Below are 13,490 nucleotides of genomic sequence, written 5' to 3' on the forward strand. Positions count from 1 at the left end.
ATTAGAAATAGAAAAACTCTGAAGATTGCTGTCTTCAGAGTTTTTTGTTTTACAAAGCGAAGCGTGTTTTGTTGAAAAACTACTTATTTATGATTCCTGTTGAAACTGTGAAAATTCCAAAATCGTCAATCAGCATATTTTGTTTTGTTACATTATTAAATTTAAACACATTATCAAGTTCTCTTTGAGATCGGCGTCTCATTACCCAATCTTTTTCTTGATGACTGTTTAGGACATAAGCAATCATTTTTAACTGCGGATGCCAAGGCTGACCAGTATAAATTACTGCGCTGTTTGGTTCAGAAACCGAAGCTACTCCAGATATTGCATTACTTACCAATTTGTTGTTTTCGAACAATTCAAAGATTCCTGAAATAATAGTAATATTAGGAGTGAAATCAATCTTCTTGTATGTTTCGGGATCAAAACAATTATAATTGGTAAAACGCATTTTATCAATTCCTTTTTCAGCAAGCTCTTTTTCTCCAGCTTCAATATTTGATTTCTTAAAATCATTCACCACAATTTCGGCTTCTGGATATTTCTTTTTAATGTCAAAAAGATAATTTCCTGTACCGCCGGCAATATCTAGAATTTTAATCGGTCTGTTTTCTTCTTGTAATCTCTTAATTTGAGTTTCAATTTGATGTAACAAATGTTGTTTACGAATTCTGATGCCTCTCCATCCAATTGCATTTAAATAAGATTTGTCCATTAATTTACCAAAACCAAATTTCCCGGCAGGCTGATTTTTATAAACATAATCAAGAGATAGACCAGAGTCAAAACCATATACCTGACCAATTCTCATTCCGTTGCTCACAAAACCTATTTTGCTCATTGACCATTTCTGAAACGCAAAATTTAAACGTTCGGGAAGTGAAATCATTTTTAAAGAAATAGTATGAAATTCATCTTTCGAAAATTTATCACTGCTTAAAGAAGCTTGAGGCGCAGTTAATGCAAAACTTTCTTCAATAAATCTTTTGATGTGATCGTAAACAATAGTTCGGTCTTTTTCGAATAAAATTCCGTGATAAAAATCTTTAAGCTCTACAAATTCTTTATGAGTAGATTCTAGTTTAATGAAAAACTTTTTTTGAGTGCTGTTGCGGGCAACGTAGTCTTTTTCGGCAGAAAATAATATAGTCGGAACATTTATTGCTTCTGCATCTTCGACAATTCTTTTGCTTCCGTCAAGATAATTCACCAGCATTTCACCATGAATAGCTTTGGTAATTAATGGATCCGAATTGTACAAATCCTGTTGTGTTTTATCGTGTGTTAAAACCTTTGCTTTTACATAGCTTTTTACAGAAAGATTTTTGTTTAATTTAGTTCCTAAAGCAATAAATTCTTTTGCAAAAGGCACATATAATTTAATATCAAATGCTGGGGCTACCAATGCCATTCCTGCAATTGGAGGAGCAAAATCATGTACCCAAGCCGAAACAATTACACCCGTAATACTGTTGGCAACGATAAAAATATCTTCGGTTTTAATTTCGTATTCAGTATTTAAGAAATTTACAAAAGCATCCATGTCTCTAATATAATCCATAAAAACAGGAGATACGGGCTCTTTTGTATAACCGTGACCTCTTAAGTCGAAGCTGAAAATATTGTAATTTGAAAATCTTTCGTCAGTTGCAAATTCTGTCATACGATCAGAATGTTCGTGACCGCGATGCAGTACAATTAGTGTTTTTTGAGAAGGTTTAAAATCCCATTCTTTATAATATATTTTAGCCTGGTCAAAAGAATTGAAAGTTTGTGATTTCATGATTTTGATTTAAATTAATTTATTAGATATTTTGGGAATATAGATTGCGAATGTTTTGTTGTAACGATTTCAATTGCTTCTTCAAGTTTAATATTCAATAATTCTTTCAGAAAAAAGACAGTTATAAATACACTTCGGGAATAGCCCATTAAACAATGAATAAAAATTTTTTCGTCGGGTTTTATATTGGCGTGAATCTCTTTTAATAAAGTTACTATTGTTTCAAGCTCTTTGTCTTTTATAGATCCGATATCTAAAAGAGGTTTCGAAAAATATTTTGATTGATGCCTGATGAAGTCAATTTCTTCAGTTTCGGCTGCTAAATCAATTATATAAGTTTGTTCGTTGATAAAAGCTTTTGCTTGTTTGGAGTTTAATTTGGCACCAATAAAAATTTGTGGTACTATTTCAGTAATCGGATTACTACTGTTTTTTCTGCCAAAACGCCAGATTATTTTATAAATAAACAAATAAGGGAAATAAATGATTTTTTTGAAGAAGTTTATGCTGCCATCTTCTTTTTTTAGAAATCTTGGATTTGAGTTAGTATAAGCTGTTCCAACGAGAAAAACAGCAAGAGAAATCCATAAAATCAATAAGCCGAAATTTGAAATATATTGATAAATCAATAAGGCAATTAATGAAAACAGTAAACCGAAAAAGTAGTAGACTAAACCAATTCGATAATTTCGGTTTTTATTTTCTGAAAAAATGAAAAAGGTTACGCAGGAAAGAAGCAGTGCCGTAATGATATCTATAAAATGATGCTGAAAAACTGTCAGAGTAGAAATGCATAATAACAAAATCCAGATTTGAAGCATTATTAGAAGTTTTGAGTTTTTGAATTCCTTGCGAATAATGAACCAAAAAATAACGGCATAGCCAATATGCAGAGAAGGAGCTTGATTATAATTACTGTCCCAAGTAGTTAAAAAATGAAAAAAAGTATTTAAAAAATCAGAATCGGTTTGTGGTTTTACAAAAGAAAATTTGAGCGGAAAAAGAAAGAAAAAAAGTCCCGATAGTATAGTTGTAAAGTTGATTCTCTTTGTTAAAAGAATCAAATCTTTTTGCGAAGAACAAAAGAAAAATGCAAGTGTAAATAATAGTCCGCTTGTCATGTACGGAATAATCATCCATTCTAAAAACGGAATATTTTTTTCAAAATCAAATACAAAAGAATCTGATTTTTGGAAATGAAAAGCATACCACGCACTCGAATTATAAATTATCATAAATAATATATAACTCAGCGCAAGCCATAAAAGCCTTGTGGATACAGTCGCCTTTTTATCCATTTTTTTGACGTTTTACCCTTTTCAGCATTATAAAAGTCAATAATGGAGTTGGAAGGATTGATAGAAAACCAATCAGGTATTTCATTTTTGACGGAAAAACAATTCGTTTCTTTTTTTCTTCAATTCCTTTGATGATGATCGATGCGGCATAACTGCAGTCTACCACAAAAGGTTTTTTAGATAAATCATCATTATTGAGTTCTCTTAATCTTGGAGAATTTACATAGCCGGAAGCTATTATGGTTACATTAATTCCAAAGTTTTCTAATGCACTGCGGTAAGCGTCGGTAATCTGAATCAGCGCTCTTTTGGTTTTGCTGTAAATAGTAGCTTTTGGATAATCCAGCAATCCAGAAACCGAAGCAATAACGGCGATATGACCTTTTCTGTTGAGATGCATATGATCTCTGGCAATTTCTAAAGAATTTACAGCGCCCGCAATATTACATCGAAGCATTTCTGTGCTTTCTTCATAAGTTAAGTCGTAAAGTGCACTGTCTGAATAATTTCCCGCAGAAAGGATCATAATATCTAAACTTTGATTTGCAAAATCAGAAACGGCTTCTTCGAGTCTGTTTTTGTCATAAACATCAAGCTGATACATTTTTAAAAGAGGATAGTTTTTTTCAAGTTGAACCTTTTTAATATCACGGCCGCAGATTCCAACTTCATGTCCTGCTTCTAAATATTGTACAGCAATAGCCAATCCTATTCCTGATGTACCGCCAGTTATAAATATTTTCATTTTTGAAGTGCTTTTAATGCTTTGTCATATCCATACTGCCATTGTTTACCTATGTCGTTTACAAATTTTTCGTATGAGTCGGGCAAATCTATTTTTATTTCAAAATTTTTCCAGTCAATCTTTTTCTGGCAGTAATGTCCGTTCAAAGCTTGAGTCGCGTCGGTGGTGTCAATCCAATAATTAACTGCTTTTTTTTCAATTTCATCCAAACGTTGATTACCGCTAAAGCCAAAAACAGCTCTTACGAGAGATTCTTCAACATTGGTATAGCTGTTTTTGTTTTCAAAAATAACTTCGTCTGCAACTTCAAGAGCCAATTCTATAGGAACCAAATCGACTGCGCCTCCAGCATAATATTGATTCTGATATAGAACTGGTTCTACATAAAACATATCAGAAACCGAAATTCGCATTGCCTTCTGCATTGGGACGTCGGTTAAAATTTCAATAGAAGAATCAACAGCGCTTAATTCGTAATTTTTAGATTGAATTTTAATAGTATTGAGATCAATTTTCTGAGCAGTGATTGGATCTGTAAATAATATTTTTTTGTATAGTTTTTTATTTTTTCGAGCTTTTCCAGTATCCAAAGAGTCAAACAATATTTGAGAACCAATAATGATACAAGATATATTTTGAGCAAATTGAGAAGAAAGTGACGGAAGTTGTAAACTAATATCTTGTGACATATTAACAAGATAGTTGTCAAAAACATTTTCGATAAAAGGTGCTCTATTTTTAGAATAGGTCTTTTTTAAAGAATACCAGCCAATGCGATGAAGCTTTCTTTCTTTTGTCAGTTTTGTGTTTTGTACAAATTCAAACAACTCTCTTGATTGTAAATAGTTTTTTCTTTCTGAATTTGTTTTAAATGAATTAATAACTGCTGCTGCAATCGAACCGCCGCAAACGCCAATAATCAAATCGGGAGAAAGTCCTTTTTCTTCAAAAGCAGCAAACATACCGCAGTACATCGCAAAGCGTGTTCCGCCGCCAGAAAAAACCATTGCTCTTTTGTATTTGATATTGTTTTCTTGCATTTACAGAAATAAGTAAGTGAGCAGCCCAAAATAAATTGGTGTAATAAACATAAGGCTGTCAATTCTGTCCAATAGACCGCCATGTCCGGGAATTAAATTCCCAGTGTCTTTAACACCTGCATCTCTCTTGATATAAGACATGAAAATATCTCCTAAAAATCCTAAAACTCCGATTAGAATTCCTATTACACTATTTAAAAGAAAATTTTTATTGGGTAATAAAAATAAACCAAGAAGATTACATAAAAGTGTCGTTAAGAGCAAACCTCCCAGAAAACCTTCTAAAGTTTTATTTGGACTTATATTTGGTGTGATTTTTATTTTTCCAAATGCTTTTCCGGTTAAGTACTGAAATACATCATTTAATTCAGTCGGAATAACTAAAAGGATTAAGAGTTGTATGCCTATAATATTAGCGTACGGAAAATTAAAATTATATATAAATCCCAAATGACCTACTGAAAAGCCACAAAGAAAGATTCCGATAAAAACAATAAGACTTTTTTTAAAAGGAGTTTTATTGATGAAAAAAATGAGTGGTGTTATTACCACAGCAAACAGACTCGTATAAATTATGAAATAGCTGTAGTTTTGGGTAAACAATAAAAAGTATTCCGGTATCAAAAACAGAAAAAGAACGGCTGCTGTTATTTTAGTATAAAGGTTGTAGAGTGATAAAAACTCTTTCATTCCCCAAAAAGATAAAAAACAAATAAATGCATACATCAATGTTGGGTGCAGTGTTGCTGTTGTAAAGATTATTATAATAACAATCCAGCTTCTTACTCTAAGGGGTACATCGGCATATTTATTTGTGCTAAGGTCTTTTTTACTCATTACACTTTATGATTTCAGTGTTTTATTGATTCGGATATAAGTGCTGATAAGCAGTAATAAAATAATAACTGAGAAAATCCAAATTGAATAAGAAGCAAGAGTAACGTTGCAAAATTTCAAAATTCCGTAAACTCCCAGCAATAAAGCTCTGTCGCTTTTTCCCATTGGACCGTCATATCTTCGTTCGCCCGAAATTACTTTACCCATAACACCAGCAAATTCGTTTATAATACTCAAAGCAATAAACAATACAACAAGATACAAAGCTTCTGGCTCAAACTTGAGTAAGGGAAAAAATACAAATAAGTCTGATACAATATCGCCCATTTCGTTGAACATTTCGCCAGTTTTGCTTGATAGATTATATTTTTTGGCCATCATTCCGTCTAAGGCATTAAGAGCCATTCGCAGCAATAAACCAATAGGAAGCATTAGAAAAAATAAATTATTAGAATCTGCATACCAAAAAAAGATACCAATTAGCAGAGAAAAAAAGCAAGAACCAATAGTAATTTGATTTGGAGTAATATTTCTTTTATGTAAAAAAAACAGAATAGGTGAGAGTAGTTTTTGAAACTGAGGTTTGATGGTGTATATGGAAATCATTTAAGCAGATATTTTGTACAAAAACAAATGTAATAAAAAAACCTGCTTTATATAGATGCATTTTGATTTTGATTGAAAAAGAAACTTAACTTTAAAGGGCTTAATGATTTACGGGAAGAGCGCAACCGTGGGTACCAATGTATTTTAAGTTTATTGCAAAAAAAAAAAAGTCTTTCCAAAATTGAAAAGACTTTTTTGTCGGGGTGGCAGGATTCGAACCTGTGGCCTTCCCGCTTGGAGGCGGGACACGATAACCGTACGCTACACTTTATACTCAAAATTTATGTCTTGAAGATATCTTTTAGCTCCACGTTTTTTTATTTTAGTTTCAAGATTAACTGCTTCAGATCGCGAATTGAGTTCAATGGAATAAACGATCTTCCATGGTATTCCAGTTTTTGTAGATAATGATTGTCCATTATTATGTCTTTTAAGTCTATCGTCAAGGTCATTTGTTTGACCGATATAAAACTTTTCCTTTGTAGCGCTGTAAAGAATGTAAACGAAAAACATACGGATTTGAATTAAAAAGAAAAAGCCGAACATTTCTGTTCGGCTTTTGTCGGGGTGGCAGGATTCGAACCTGCGGCCTCCTGCTCCCAAAGCAGGCGCGATAACCGGGCTACGCTACACCCCGTAGCTTTGCTTAGTAACGTTACTGTGGTCTTCCCGCCTTAGAGCGGGACACGATAACCGGGCTACGCTACACCCCGAAGATGTATTTGTTGTAGTGCCCGAAAGCGGATGCAAAGATAGAAATAAATTTCATTTAGAAAAGGAAAAAATGAAAATAAATAAAACTTATTTTGACATAGCTATTTCAGATTTATTTTAGGCGTTATTTTTTATAATATAGTTTACATTTGCATCACAAAAAAACAATACACATTATGTCAGATACAATCGAAAAAATTAAATGCCTTATTATAGGTTCTGGCCCTGCAGGATATACTGCAGCAATTTATGCAGCCAGAGCAAACATGAATCCGGTTTTATATCAGGGAATGCAGCCTGGAGGTCAGTTGACAACAACTAATGAAGTAGAAAATTTTCCAGGTTATGTTGATGGTGTTACAGGACCAGAAATGATGATTCAGTTACAAGACCAAGCAAAACGTTTTGGTGCTGATATTCGTGATGGATGGGCTACAAAAGTTGATTTTTCTGGTGGAATTCATAAAGTTTGGATTAATGATTCAATCGAATTACACTGCGAAACGGTTATTATTTCTACAGGAGCATCGGCTAAATATTTAGGATTACCATCAGAACAACATTATTTAAATATGGGTGGAGGAGTTTCTGCCTGCGCAGTTTGCGACGGATTTTTCTACCGCAACCAAGAAGTTGTAATTGTTGGGGCTGGAGATTCTGCTTGCGAAGAAGCACATTATTTGTCTAAACTTTGTAAAAAAGTAACGATGCTGGTAAGAAGCGAAAAATTCAGAGCTTCTAAAATCATGGAAGAACGTGTTCGTAAAACAGGGAATATCGAGATTTTAATGAACCACGATACTGTTGAAGTTCTTGGAGATAATAATGTAGTGCATGCTATTAAAGCATTAAACAAAACGACAGGAGAAGTTATTGAGATTCCTGCAACAGGTTTCTTCGTAGCAATTGGTCACAAACCAAATACAGATATCTTTAAAGATTACATCACGTTAGACGAAACAGGTTACATCATAAATACTCCTGGAACATCTAAAACAAATGTAGAAGGTGTATTTGTAGCTGGAGACGCTGCAGACCACGTTTACCGTCAGGCAATTACTGCTGCAGGTACAGGTTGTATGGCTGCGCTTGATGCTGAAAGATATTTAGCTTCTAAAGAGTAAATTTTTTTGTTTCAGGTTTCAAGTTTGTTAATCTGAACCTTTATAAAGACAAAGTCCCATTCAAAAAATTTGAATGGGACTTTTTTGTTTTAATCTACAGCTAAAAACTTAGCATCTTAGCAACTTAAAAGCTTAGATTACTTAATCTTCTTAAACAACTTCGCTTCTTCAGAAAAACGAGTTAATTCTATTTTAGGGTTTCCAAAAAGGGAAACTTCCGATTTATCTCCAACAGCAAGTGAAAGCGCTATTTCAGCAAAAATAGTCGCTGTAGCATTGTTTTCAGCTGTTACATTTGCTTCTTTAAGAGTGAATTTTGTTCCTGTAAAAACAGAATTATTATCTATTCTAATAGTCGCTTTTTCTGCAATTCCTTCTACAGCTGCAGTAGCTTTTTGATACAAATCACATTTAAATTTTATAGCAGAAACTAATGTTTTAACCGAAGAATTTTTGCTCAACTGTAAATTTCCTTCTTCTGCTTTTAAATTCAGCTCTGTTTTGGTTTTATCATCAGCAATTAAACTGAATTTTTTAGCATTTACATTCAAAAATAATTTAGAATAATCAACGCAATTCATTGTAATATCATCCAATTGAAGTTCCTGAATCGCATATACGATTGCTTCATTTTTAGTAATTACTTTATTCAGCGATTTTGTATAAGTAACACGAACAGATAGTTTCTTAAAAATAGAAGATTCTTTATTGGTATATAATCTAAGTGTGTTTTCTCTTAAATCCATTCCGACAATATCATGAAGATTGTCATCGGCTTCAATTTTAATTTCGTTTTTCTCTCCGCGTTCCAAATACACTTCAAGATTATCATCAACTTCAATAGCGTTAAAACTGCCAACTTCTTTAATAGAAGTAGTTACAATTTTAGAACCTTTAATTTTCTCTCTTTTTTGTGCAAAAGTAAAAGTGGTAACAAATAATAATAGGAGCAGCGCTGTACTTTTTTTCATTAATTCTAGATTTGATTTTGACAAATATAAAAAAATCATCCACTTTTGATGAATGATTTCTTTTATATTTAACAGATAAGCAGTTTAGCTTTTGTTAACGCTTCCACCAGATTGAGCAGATTTTTCTAAATTTTTCGGAGAGCCAGTATAGTTGATACTTCCACCGCTTGATGCTTCTGCTTTTAAGCTCACAATTGAATTAACATTTACACTTCCGCCGCTAGATGCTTCTGCATCAACATCATTGGCTAATAATTTTTCAGCGTCAATAGTTGCACCGCTTGAAGCAGAAGATTTAATTTTTAATGCTTTTCCTTCAATGCTGATAGAACTCCCGCTTGATGATTCTAAAGATATATTGTCAGATTCTATATTTACGTTCATTGTCGCTGCGCTTGATGTTTCAAGGCTGATGTTTTCTCCTTGAATCACTTTTTTAGCTTCAACTGTTGACGCGCTAGAAGCTTCTAATTTATCAATCACAGGCATTTTTACAGTCACTTTTTTCATAGTAACATTTTTAAAAGAGCTGTATTTGCATTCGATAACAAGCGTTCCGTGTTCAACTTTAGTGATAATTTCATTTTGAAGATTATCATCGGCTTCAACAGTAATTTCTTTAACATCAGACTGCTCGATAACCAAGTCAATTGCATTACTGACTTTAACATTTGTAAAATTACCTTCTACAATTCTTTTTTCTGTAGTAACATTACCGCTTCCTTCGATAGCATTAAAGTTATAGTTGCACGAAGCAAATAGTAAAGCGGTAACTGTGGCAATTATAAATTTCGTAATATGAATGATTATTTTGATCATGGTTTTTTAGTTAATTTTAATTATTACTCCGTTTTTGTCAGTGGTTAATCTTCCTTTGGTTTTTTTTGCGTTTAAAATTTCTTTGCCACCAACTTTTATTGATAATTCTTTAATGCTATCATTTTCAGTTGTATTAATTTCGTCAGAATCATTTTCATTATAATTGTCTGAAGAACAATCCAGGCATTTTACAGTAGAACCTTCAACTTTATAAATATGGTTTCCGTCGCGATCAATATCTGAGAAACCTTCATTAGAATTATAGTACTTTTGAATAGAATCATCAGTTTTAATTAATTGTCCTTCTGGTAAATACAAGTAGATGTCTACCTCTTGACCTCTAAATTTGTTTTTTACATCTGTCAGAAAATAATTATCCAAAAATAGATTATTTCCTTGAATCTCAAACTTGTAATTAATTTTTTCTGCTCTTTTTTTAGCATTTGCAAAAGAATTTCCTTTGGCACTTTTTTCTACCTGAATAAATGGTGTCAATTCATCCGTACGTAAAATATGTAATTGCACCATATTAGAGTAAATCAATTCATTGTTTACGGAGTCTTGTACAAAATAGAATTCTCTGTTGTAATCTAAACTTTTTGCATAATAATCACTGTATTTAAATTTTACAAACAAAGTATCTGTAGGCTTAATTCCAGTAATCTTTTTTTCAACTACTTTATTCTCATAAGAGATTTCAGTAGCTTGCTTAATTAATATACTTACTGTGATTGCAAGTGAAATAATCCAAACTGCCAGCAACGTATATTTTGTAATATTTCCGATTGATTTTAAGTTTGGAGACAACAATTTAAAACCTAACAAAGTCAAGAAGAAAAATGGAATTCCAATTACAAAAAGCATTAACAATCCAAAACACCAGATTGGATATTGTGTAAAGTTTCCTGTTTCAATAAAATTCTCCCAAGGAAAATCTAGAAATATATTGGTACCTAAAGTAAAAACCCCAATTATTAATATGATCAAAACGCTAATTCCTGACATGATTAAAACCACTCCTAAAAACTTAGCGAAGATTTTAAAAACCGACATTAAAAAGTCTCCAAATGAACTACTTATTCTCTCAGCTCCCGACTTTACCTGGTTTCCCATTTTGTCATAATCGGCATTTTTAAATTTTTCAGATAATGAATCAATTTCTTCACGAACTTTTTTTTCGATGTTTGAAATCGTTACCGGCTCTCCCGTCATTTCTAGTTTCTCCGAAGTTGTTACTGCTTCAGGAGTTACAATCCAAAGAACGAAATAAGCTAAGATTCCAGTTCCAAAACCTGCAAAAACGAAGATCAAGAAAATAATTCTAACCCATACAGTATCAATTCCAAAATAGTGGCCTAAACCAGAAGATACACCTCCAAGCATACCATTTTCTTTATCTCTGTATAATTTTTTATGTTTTCTAGAATAATTATTAAACGATTGATTTTGGCTTTCTTCGTCTTCAATTCGGTAATCTTCAGGTTGTCCCATCACCGCAATCACTTCGTCAACGTCTTTTAGACCAACAACATGTTTCTCGCTTTTTTGTTTTTCTGTTAATAATTCAGAAACACGCATTTCGATGTCTTTAATGATTTCATCTTGTCCAGACGAATTGCTCAACGATCGTTTTATAGCGTCAAAATAGCGTGTCAATTTTAAATATGCATCTTCATCGATGTGAAAAAACATACCGCCTAAGTTAATATTTACTGTTTTGTTCATGACTTATTGATTTTGATTGGTGATTAGTTTTACAGCGTCAGACAATTCTGTCCAAGTACCGCTAAGTTCGTTTAAAAAAGTTTGTCCTATTTCGGTTAATCCATAATATTTTCGTGGCGGCCCTGAGGTCGATTCTTCCCAGCGATAATTTAGTAAACCGTCATTTTTCAGTCTAGTTAACAACGGATAAACAGTTCCCTCTACAACTAGTAATTTTGCGTTTTTTAGAGTGTCTAATATTTCAGAGGTATAGGCATCTTTTTCTTTTAATACTGATAAGATGCAAAACTCAAGAACACCTTTGCGCATCTGTGCTTTTGTGTTTTCAATGTTCATAATTTCATTTTGTTTTTTTTTGATTGAACAATTCGTTTTTTGATTGATGATGATTGATTGATGATTGATTGATGATTGATTTTTAAGGTTTCCCTTAACCTATAACTTTTAACTTTTTACTATTATTTAATAAAAGGAATCGTTAGCGGATATTTGTATAATTCTCCGTTTGAAGCTTTTATCGAAGCATAGATTACTAAAAAGAATTCAACAAATTTTAACAATCCAAAAAGTAAAACAGCCGTTGCGCCAATACTTAACAATCCGATATTTCCTTGAAAATTAAAATTTCTGATGTAGAAATCGTCGTCGTTAAAAACAGCTTCCATAGGAATGTTTTGTAATACTACCGAGATAAAAATCGGAATTGCAATTAAAGCCAAAATCAAAGTATAAAGCAATAAACTCAATTGGAAGTTCAATGCTTGTTTTCCGTGGTGATTTACATATTCTGATTTTTCTTTGTAGCTTGACCAGATTACGATCGGGAAAATATAATTTCCAAATGGAATTATATATTGACTTAATGTACTTAAATGTGTGAACGCCGCAGTGTTTCTTTCTGATGATGTTTCCATGATGAGTGGTTTTGTTTTTTCCATGATTAAAAGTATATAGTAATTTCTAATGCAAATATATATCTAAAAACAAGTATCTTGTTTTACATAGTACCTAATATTAACAAAATATTAACAATATTGAAATTTTGATTTGCATTATAATTGACTGAAAATCATTCGAAACACCTGATTTTACTAGCGATTTTCGAAAGATCATTCGATTTATTGTGCGTGCATAGTTTTTTTGTATTTTTACATAAAAAAATAATATTATGGCAGTTTCAGTTTCCAAACTCAATAAATTTGTGTTGTTCAAATTACCATCAGCCTACTTCTGCGGCGTACGTGTAAAAGCTATCGACAAAGACAGCTGTATCGTAAGCGTTAAACATCGATGGATAAATCAAAATCCTTTTAACTCTATGTATTTTGCAGTGCAGGCAATGGCGGCCGAACTTACAACTGGAGCTTTGGTGATTTCACAGATTCAGGAAAGTGGTCGTAAAATATCAATGTTAGTAGCCAATAACAAAGGGAACTTCACAAAAAAAGCAACTGGTAGAATTAACTTTGTCTGCAATGACGGGCATTTAATTGCAGAAGCCATCAAAAAAACGATCGAAACCGGAGAAGGACAAACTTTCTGGATGAAATCTATAGGAACAAATGAAGAAGGAATTCAGGTTTCTGAAATGGACTTTGAATGGAGCGTTCGTTTAAAATAAATTTCCTCTTATATAAAAAAAAGACTTGCTGTAAAAACAGGTCTTTTTTGTAATTATTTGTTAACCAGCATCTTTTGTTGGTTTTTTTATTTTTATAACTTTTCTTTTGTAATTTTATGTGATTATTATTTACATCAAAAAAGTAAAAAATTCATAATATCTTCATCAATACAAAATAATTTTGCTGCCAAAAGTAATTTTATTTTG

14 protein-coding genes and 1 tRNA gene are annotated in these 13,490 nt (G+C 32.3%); 2 read left to right on the forward strand and 13 right to left on the reverse strand.

All coding sequences use genetic code 11. From position 1 onward, the window contains the following. Nucleotides 1-79: 79 nt before the first annotated feature. From ACFSC2_RS03325 to ACFSC2_RS03360, 8 genes are all read right to left on the reverse strand, one after another. On the reverse strand, nt 80-1,783 hold the full coding sequence (locus tag ACFSC2_RS03325; RefSeq protein WP_379816198.1) for an alpha/beta fold hydrolase: 1,704 nt from the start codon (nt 1,781-1,783) through the stop codon (nt 80-82). A 14-nt stretch (nt 1,784-1,797) separates the two neighbouring features. Then, nucleotides 1,798-3,081 carry a dual specificity protein phosphatase family protein gene (locus tag ACFSC2_RS03330; protein WP_379816199.1) on the reverse strand — a complete coding sequence of 428 codons (1,284 nt, stop codon included), beginning with the start codon at nt 3,079-3,081 and terminating at the stop codon, nt 1,798-1,800. Further along, nucleotides 3,074-3,826: an SDR family NAD(P)-dependent oxidoreductase gene (locus ACFSC2_RS03335; RefSeq protein WP_379816200.1), complete on the reverse strand. Its 753-nt coding sequence runs from the start codon at nt 3,824-3,826 to the stop codon at nt 3,074-3,076. Before ACFSC2_RS03335 ends, ACFSC2_RS03330 begins: the two co-directional genes overlap by 8 nt. Continuing rightward, nucleotides 3,823-4,866 carry a patatin-like phospholipase family protein gene (locus tag ACFSC2_RS03340; RefSeq protein ID WP_379816201.1) on the reverse strand — a complete coding sequence of 348 codons (1,044 nt, stop codon included), beginning with the start codon at nt 4,864-4,866 and terminating at the stop codon, nt 3,823-3,825. Before ACFSC2_RS03340 ends, ACFSC2_RS03335 begins: the two co-directional genes overlap by 4 nt. Further along, the gene (locus ACFSC2_RS03345) at nt 4,867-5,703 is read right to left on the reverse strand and encodes a phosphatidate cytidylyltransferase (protein ID WP_379816202.1); all 837 of its coding nucleotides are present in this window, start codon (nt 5,701-5,703) and stop codon (nt 4,867-4,869) included. A gap of 6 nt (nt 5,704-5,709) precedes the next feature. Further along, nucleotides 5,710-6,309, reverse strand: a complete 600-nt coding sequence (locus tag ACFSC2_RS03350) for a CDP-alcohol phosphatidyltransferase family protein (protein WP_379816203.1) — start codon at nt 6,307-6,309, stop codon at nt 5,710-5,712. Nucleotides 6,310-6,570: 261 nt separating this feature from the next. Beyond that, nucleotides 6,571-6,855, reverse strand: coding sequence for a GIY-YIG nuclease family protein (locus tag ACFSC2_RS03355; protein WP_379816204.1), 285 nt, complete (start codon nt 6,853-6,855; stop codon nt 6,571-6,573). Between the two features lie 16 nt (nt 6,856-6,871). Next, nucleotides 6,872-6,946, reverse strand: a tRNA-Pro gene (locus ACFSC2_RS03360). 253 nt (nt 6,947-7,199) lie between these two features. Here ACFSC2_RS03360 and trxB point away from each other — a divergent pair. Continuing rightward, nucleotides 7,200-8,147 carry a thioredoxin-disulfide reductase gene (gene trxB / locus ACFSC2_RS03365; RefSeq protein ID WP_379816205.1) on the forward strand — a complete coding sequence of 316 codons (948 nt, stop codon included), beginning with the start codon at nt 7,200-7,202 and terminating at the stop codon, nt 8,145-8,147. Nucleotides 8,148-8,284: 137 nt separating this feature from the next. Here trxB and ACFSC2_RS03370 read toward each other — a convergent pair whose 3' ends face one another. From ACFSC2_RS03370 to ACFSC2_RS03390, 5 genes are all read right to left on the reverse strand, one after another. Next, nucleotides 8,285-9,118 (reverse strand): GIN domain-containing protein, encoded by an 834-nt coding sequence (locus tag ACFSC2_RS03370; RefSeq protein ID WP_379816206.1) that lies wholly within the window; start codon nt 9,116-9,118, stop codon nt 8,285-8,287. Nucleotides 9,119-9,202: 84 nt separating this feature from the next. Continuing rightward, nucleotides 9,203-9,937 carry a head GIN domain-containing protein gene (locus ACFSC2_RS03375; protein ID WP_379816207.1) on the reverse strand — a complete coding sequence of 245 codons (735 nt, stop codon included), beginning with the start codon at nt 9,935-9,937 and terminating at the stop codon, nt 9,203-9,205. A 6-nt stretch (nt 9,938-9,943) separates the two neighbouring features. Then, nucleotides 9,944-11,662, reverse strand: a complete 1,719-nt coding sequence (locus ACFSC2_RS03380; RefSeq protein WP_379816208.1) for a PspC domain-containing protein — start codon at nt 11,660-11,662, stop codon at nt 9,944-9,946. A 3-nt stretch (nt 11,663-11,665) separates the two neighbouring features. Then, nucleotides 11,666-11,998 carry a PadR family transcriptional regulator gene (locus tag ACFSC2_RS03385; RefSeq protein WP_017498072.1) on the reverse strand — a complete coding sequence of 111 codons (333 nt, stop codon included), beginning with the start codon at nt 11,996-11,998 and terminating at the stop codon, nt 11,666-11,668. A gap of 122 nt (nt 11,999-12,120) precedes the next feature. After that, complete coding sequence (locus tag ACFSC2_RS03390; protein WP_379816209.1) at nt 12,121-12,576, reverse strand: DUF4870 domain-containing protein; 456 nt, start codon at nt 12,574-12,576, stop codon at nt 12,121-12,123. Nucleotides 12,577-12,830: 254 nt separating this feature from the next. On the opposite strand from ACFSC2_RS03390, the gene ACFSC2_RS03395 reads away from it, so the two are divergent. Then, nucleotides 12,831-13,283, forward strand: a complete 453-nt coding sequence (locus ACFSC2_RS03395) for a DUF4442 domain-containing protein (RefSeq protein WP_379816210.1) — start codon at nt 12,831-12,833, stop codon at nt 13,281-13,283. The last annotated feature ends 207 nt before the right edge of the window (nt 13,284-13,490 follow it).

It is taken from the genome of Flavobacterium artemisiae, assembly GCF_042678225.1.
Classification (GTDB): Bacteria; Bacteroidota; Bacteroidia; order Flavobacteriales; family Flavobacteriaceae; genus Flavobacterium; species Flavobacterium artemisiae.

What these genes read in the sequence shown, in the direction of transcription:
- ACFSC2_RS03385 (WP_017498072.1), bottom strand. Translation starts at nt 11,998, where the DNA reads ATGAACATTGAAAACACAAAAGCACAGATGCGCAAAGGTGTTCTTGAG.
- ACFSC2_RS03380 (WP_379816208.1), bottom strand. Translation starts at nt 11,662, where the DNA reads ATGAACAAAACAGTAAATATTAACTTAGGCGGTATGTTTTTTCACATC.
- ACFSC2_RS03325 (WP_379816198.1), bottom strand. Translation starts at nt 1,783, where the DNA reads ATGAAATCACAAACTTTCAATTCTTTTGACCAGGCTAAAATATATTAT.
- ACFSC2_RS03355 (WP_379816204.1), bottom strand. Translation starts at nt 6,855, where the DNA reads ATGTTCGGCTTTTTCTTTTTAATTCAAATCCGTATGTTTTTCGTTTAC.
- trxB (WP_379816205.1), top strand. Translation starts at nt 7,200, where the DNA reads ATGTCAGATACAATCGAAAAAATTAAATGCCTTATTATAGGTTCTGGC.
- ACFSC2_RS03350 (WP_379816203.1), bottom strand. Translation starts at nt 6,309, where the DNA reads ATGATTTCCATATACACCATCAAACCTCAGTTTCAAAAACTACTCTCA.
- ACFSC2_RS03340 (WP_379816201.1), bottom strand. Translation starts at nt 4,866, where the DNA reads ATGCAAGAAAACAATATCAAATACAAAAGAGCAATGGTTTTTTCTGGC.
- ACFSC2_RS03345 (WP_379816202.1), bottom strand. Translation starts at nt 5,703, where the DNA reads ATGAGTAAAAAAGACCTTAGCACAAATAAATATGCCGATGTACCCCTT.
- ACFSC2_RS03335 (WP_379816200.1), bottom strand. Translation starts at nt 3,826, where the DNA reads ATGAAAATATTTATAACTGGCGGTACATCAGGAATAGGATTGGCTATT.
- ACFSC2_RS03370 (WP_379816206.1), bottom strand. Translation starts at nt 9,118, where the DNA reads ATGAAAAAAAGTACAGCGCTGCTCCTATTATTATTTGTTACCACTTTT.
- ACFSC2_RS03395 (WP_379816210.1), top strand. Translation starts at nt 12,831, where the DNA reads ATGGCAGTTTCAGTTTCCAAACTCAATAAATTTGTGTTGTTCAAATTA.
- ACFSC2_RS03390 (WP_379816209.1), bottom strand. Translation starts at nt 12,576, where the DNA reads ATGGAAACATCATCAGAAAGAAACACTGCGGCGTTCACACATTTAAGT.
- ACFSC2_RS03375 (WP_379816207.1), bottom strand. Translation starts at nt 9,937, where the DNA reads ATGATCAAAATAATCATTCATATTACGAAATTTATAATTGCCACAGTT.
- ACFSC2_RS03330 (WP_379816199.1), bottom strand. Translation starts at nt 3,081, where the DNA reads ATGGATAAAAAGGCGACTGTATCCACAAGGCTTTTATGGCTTGCGCTG.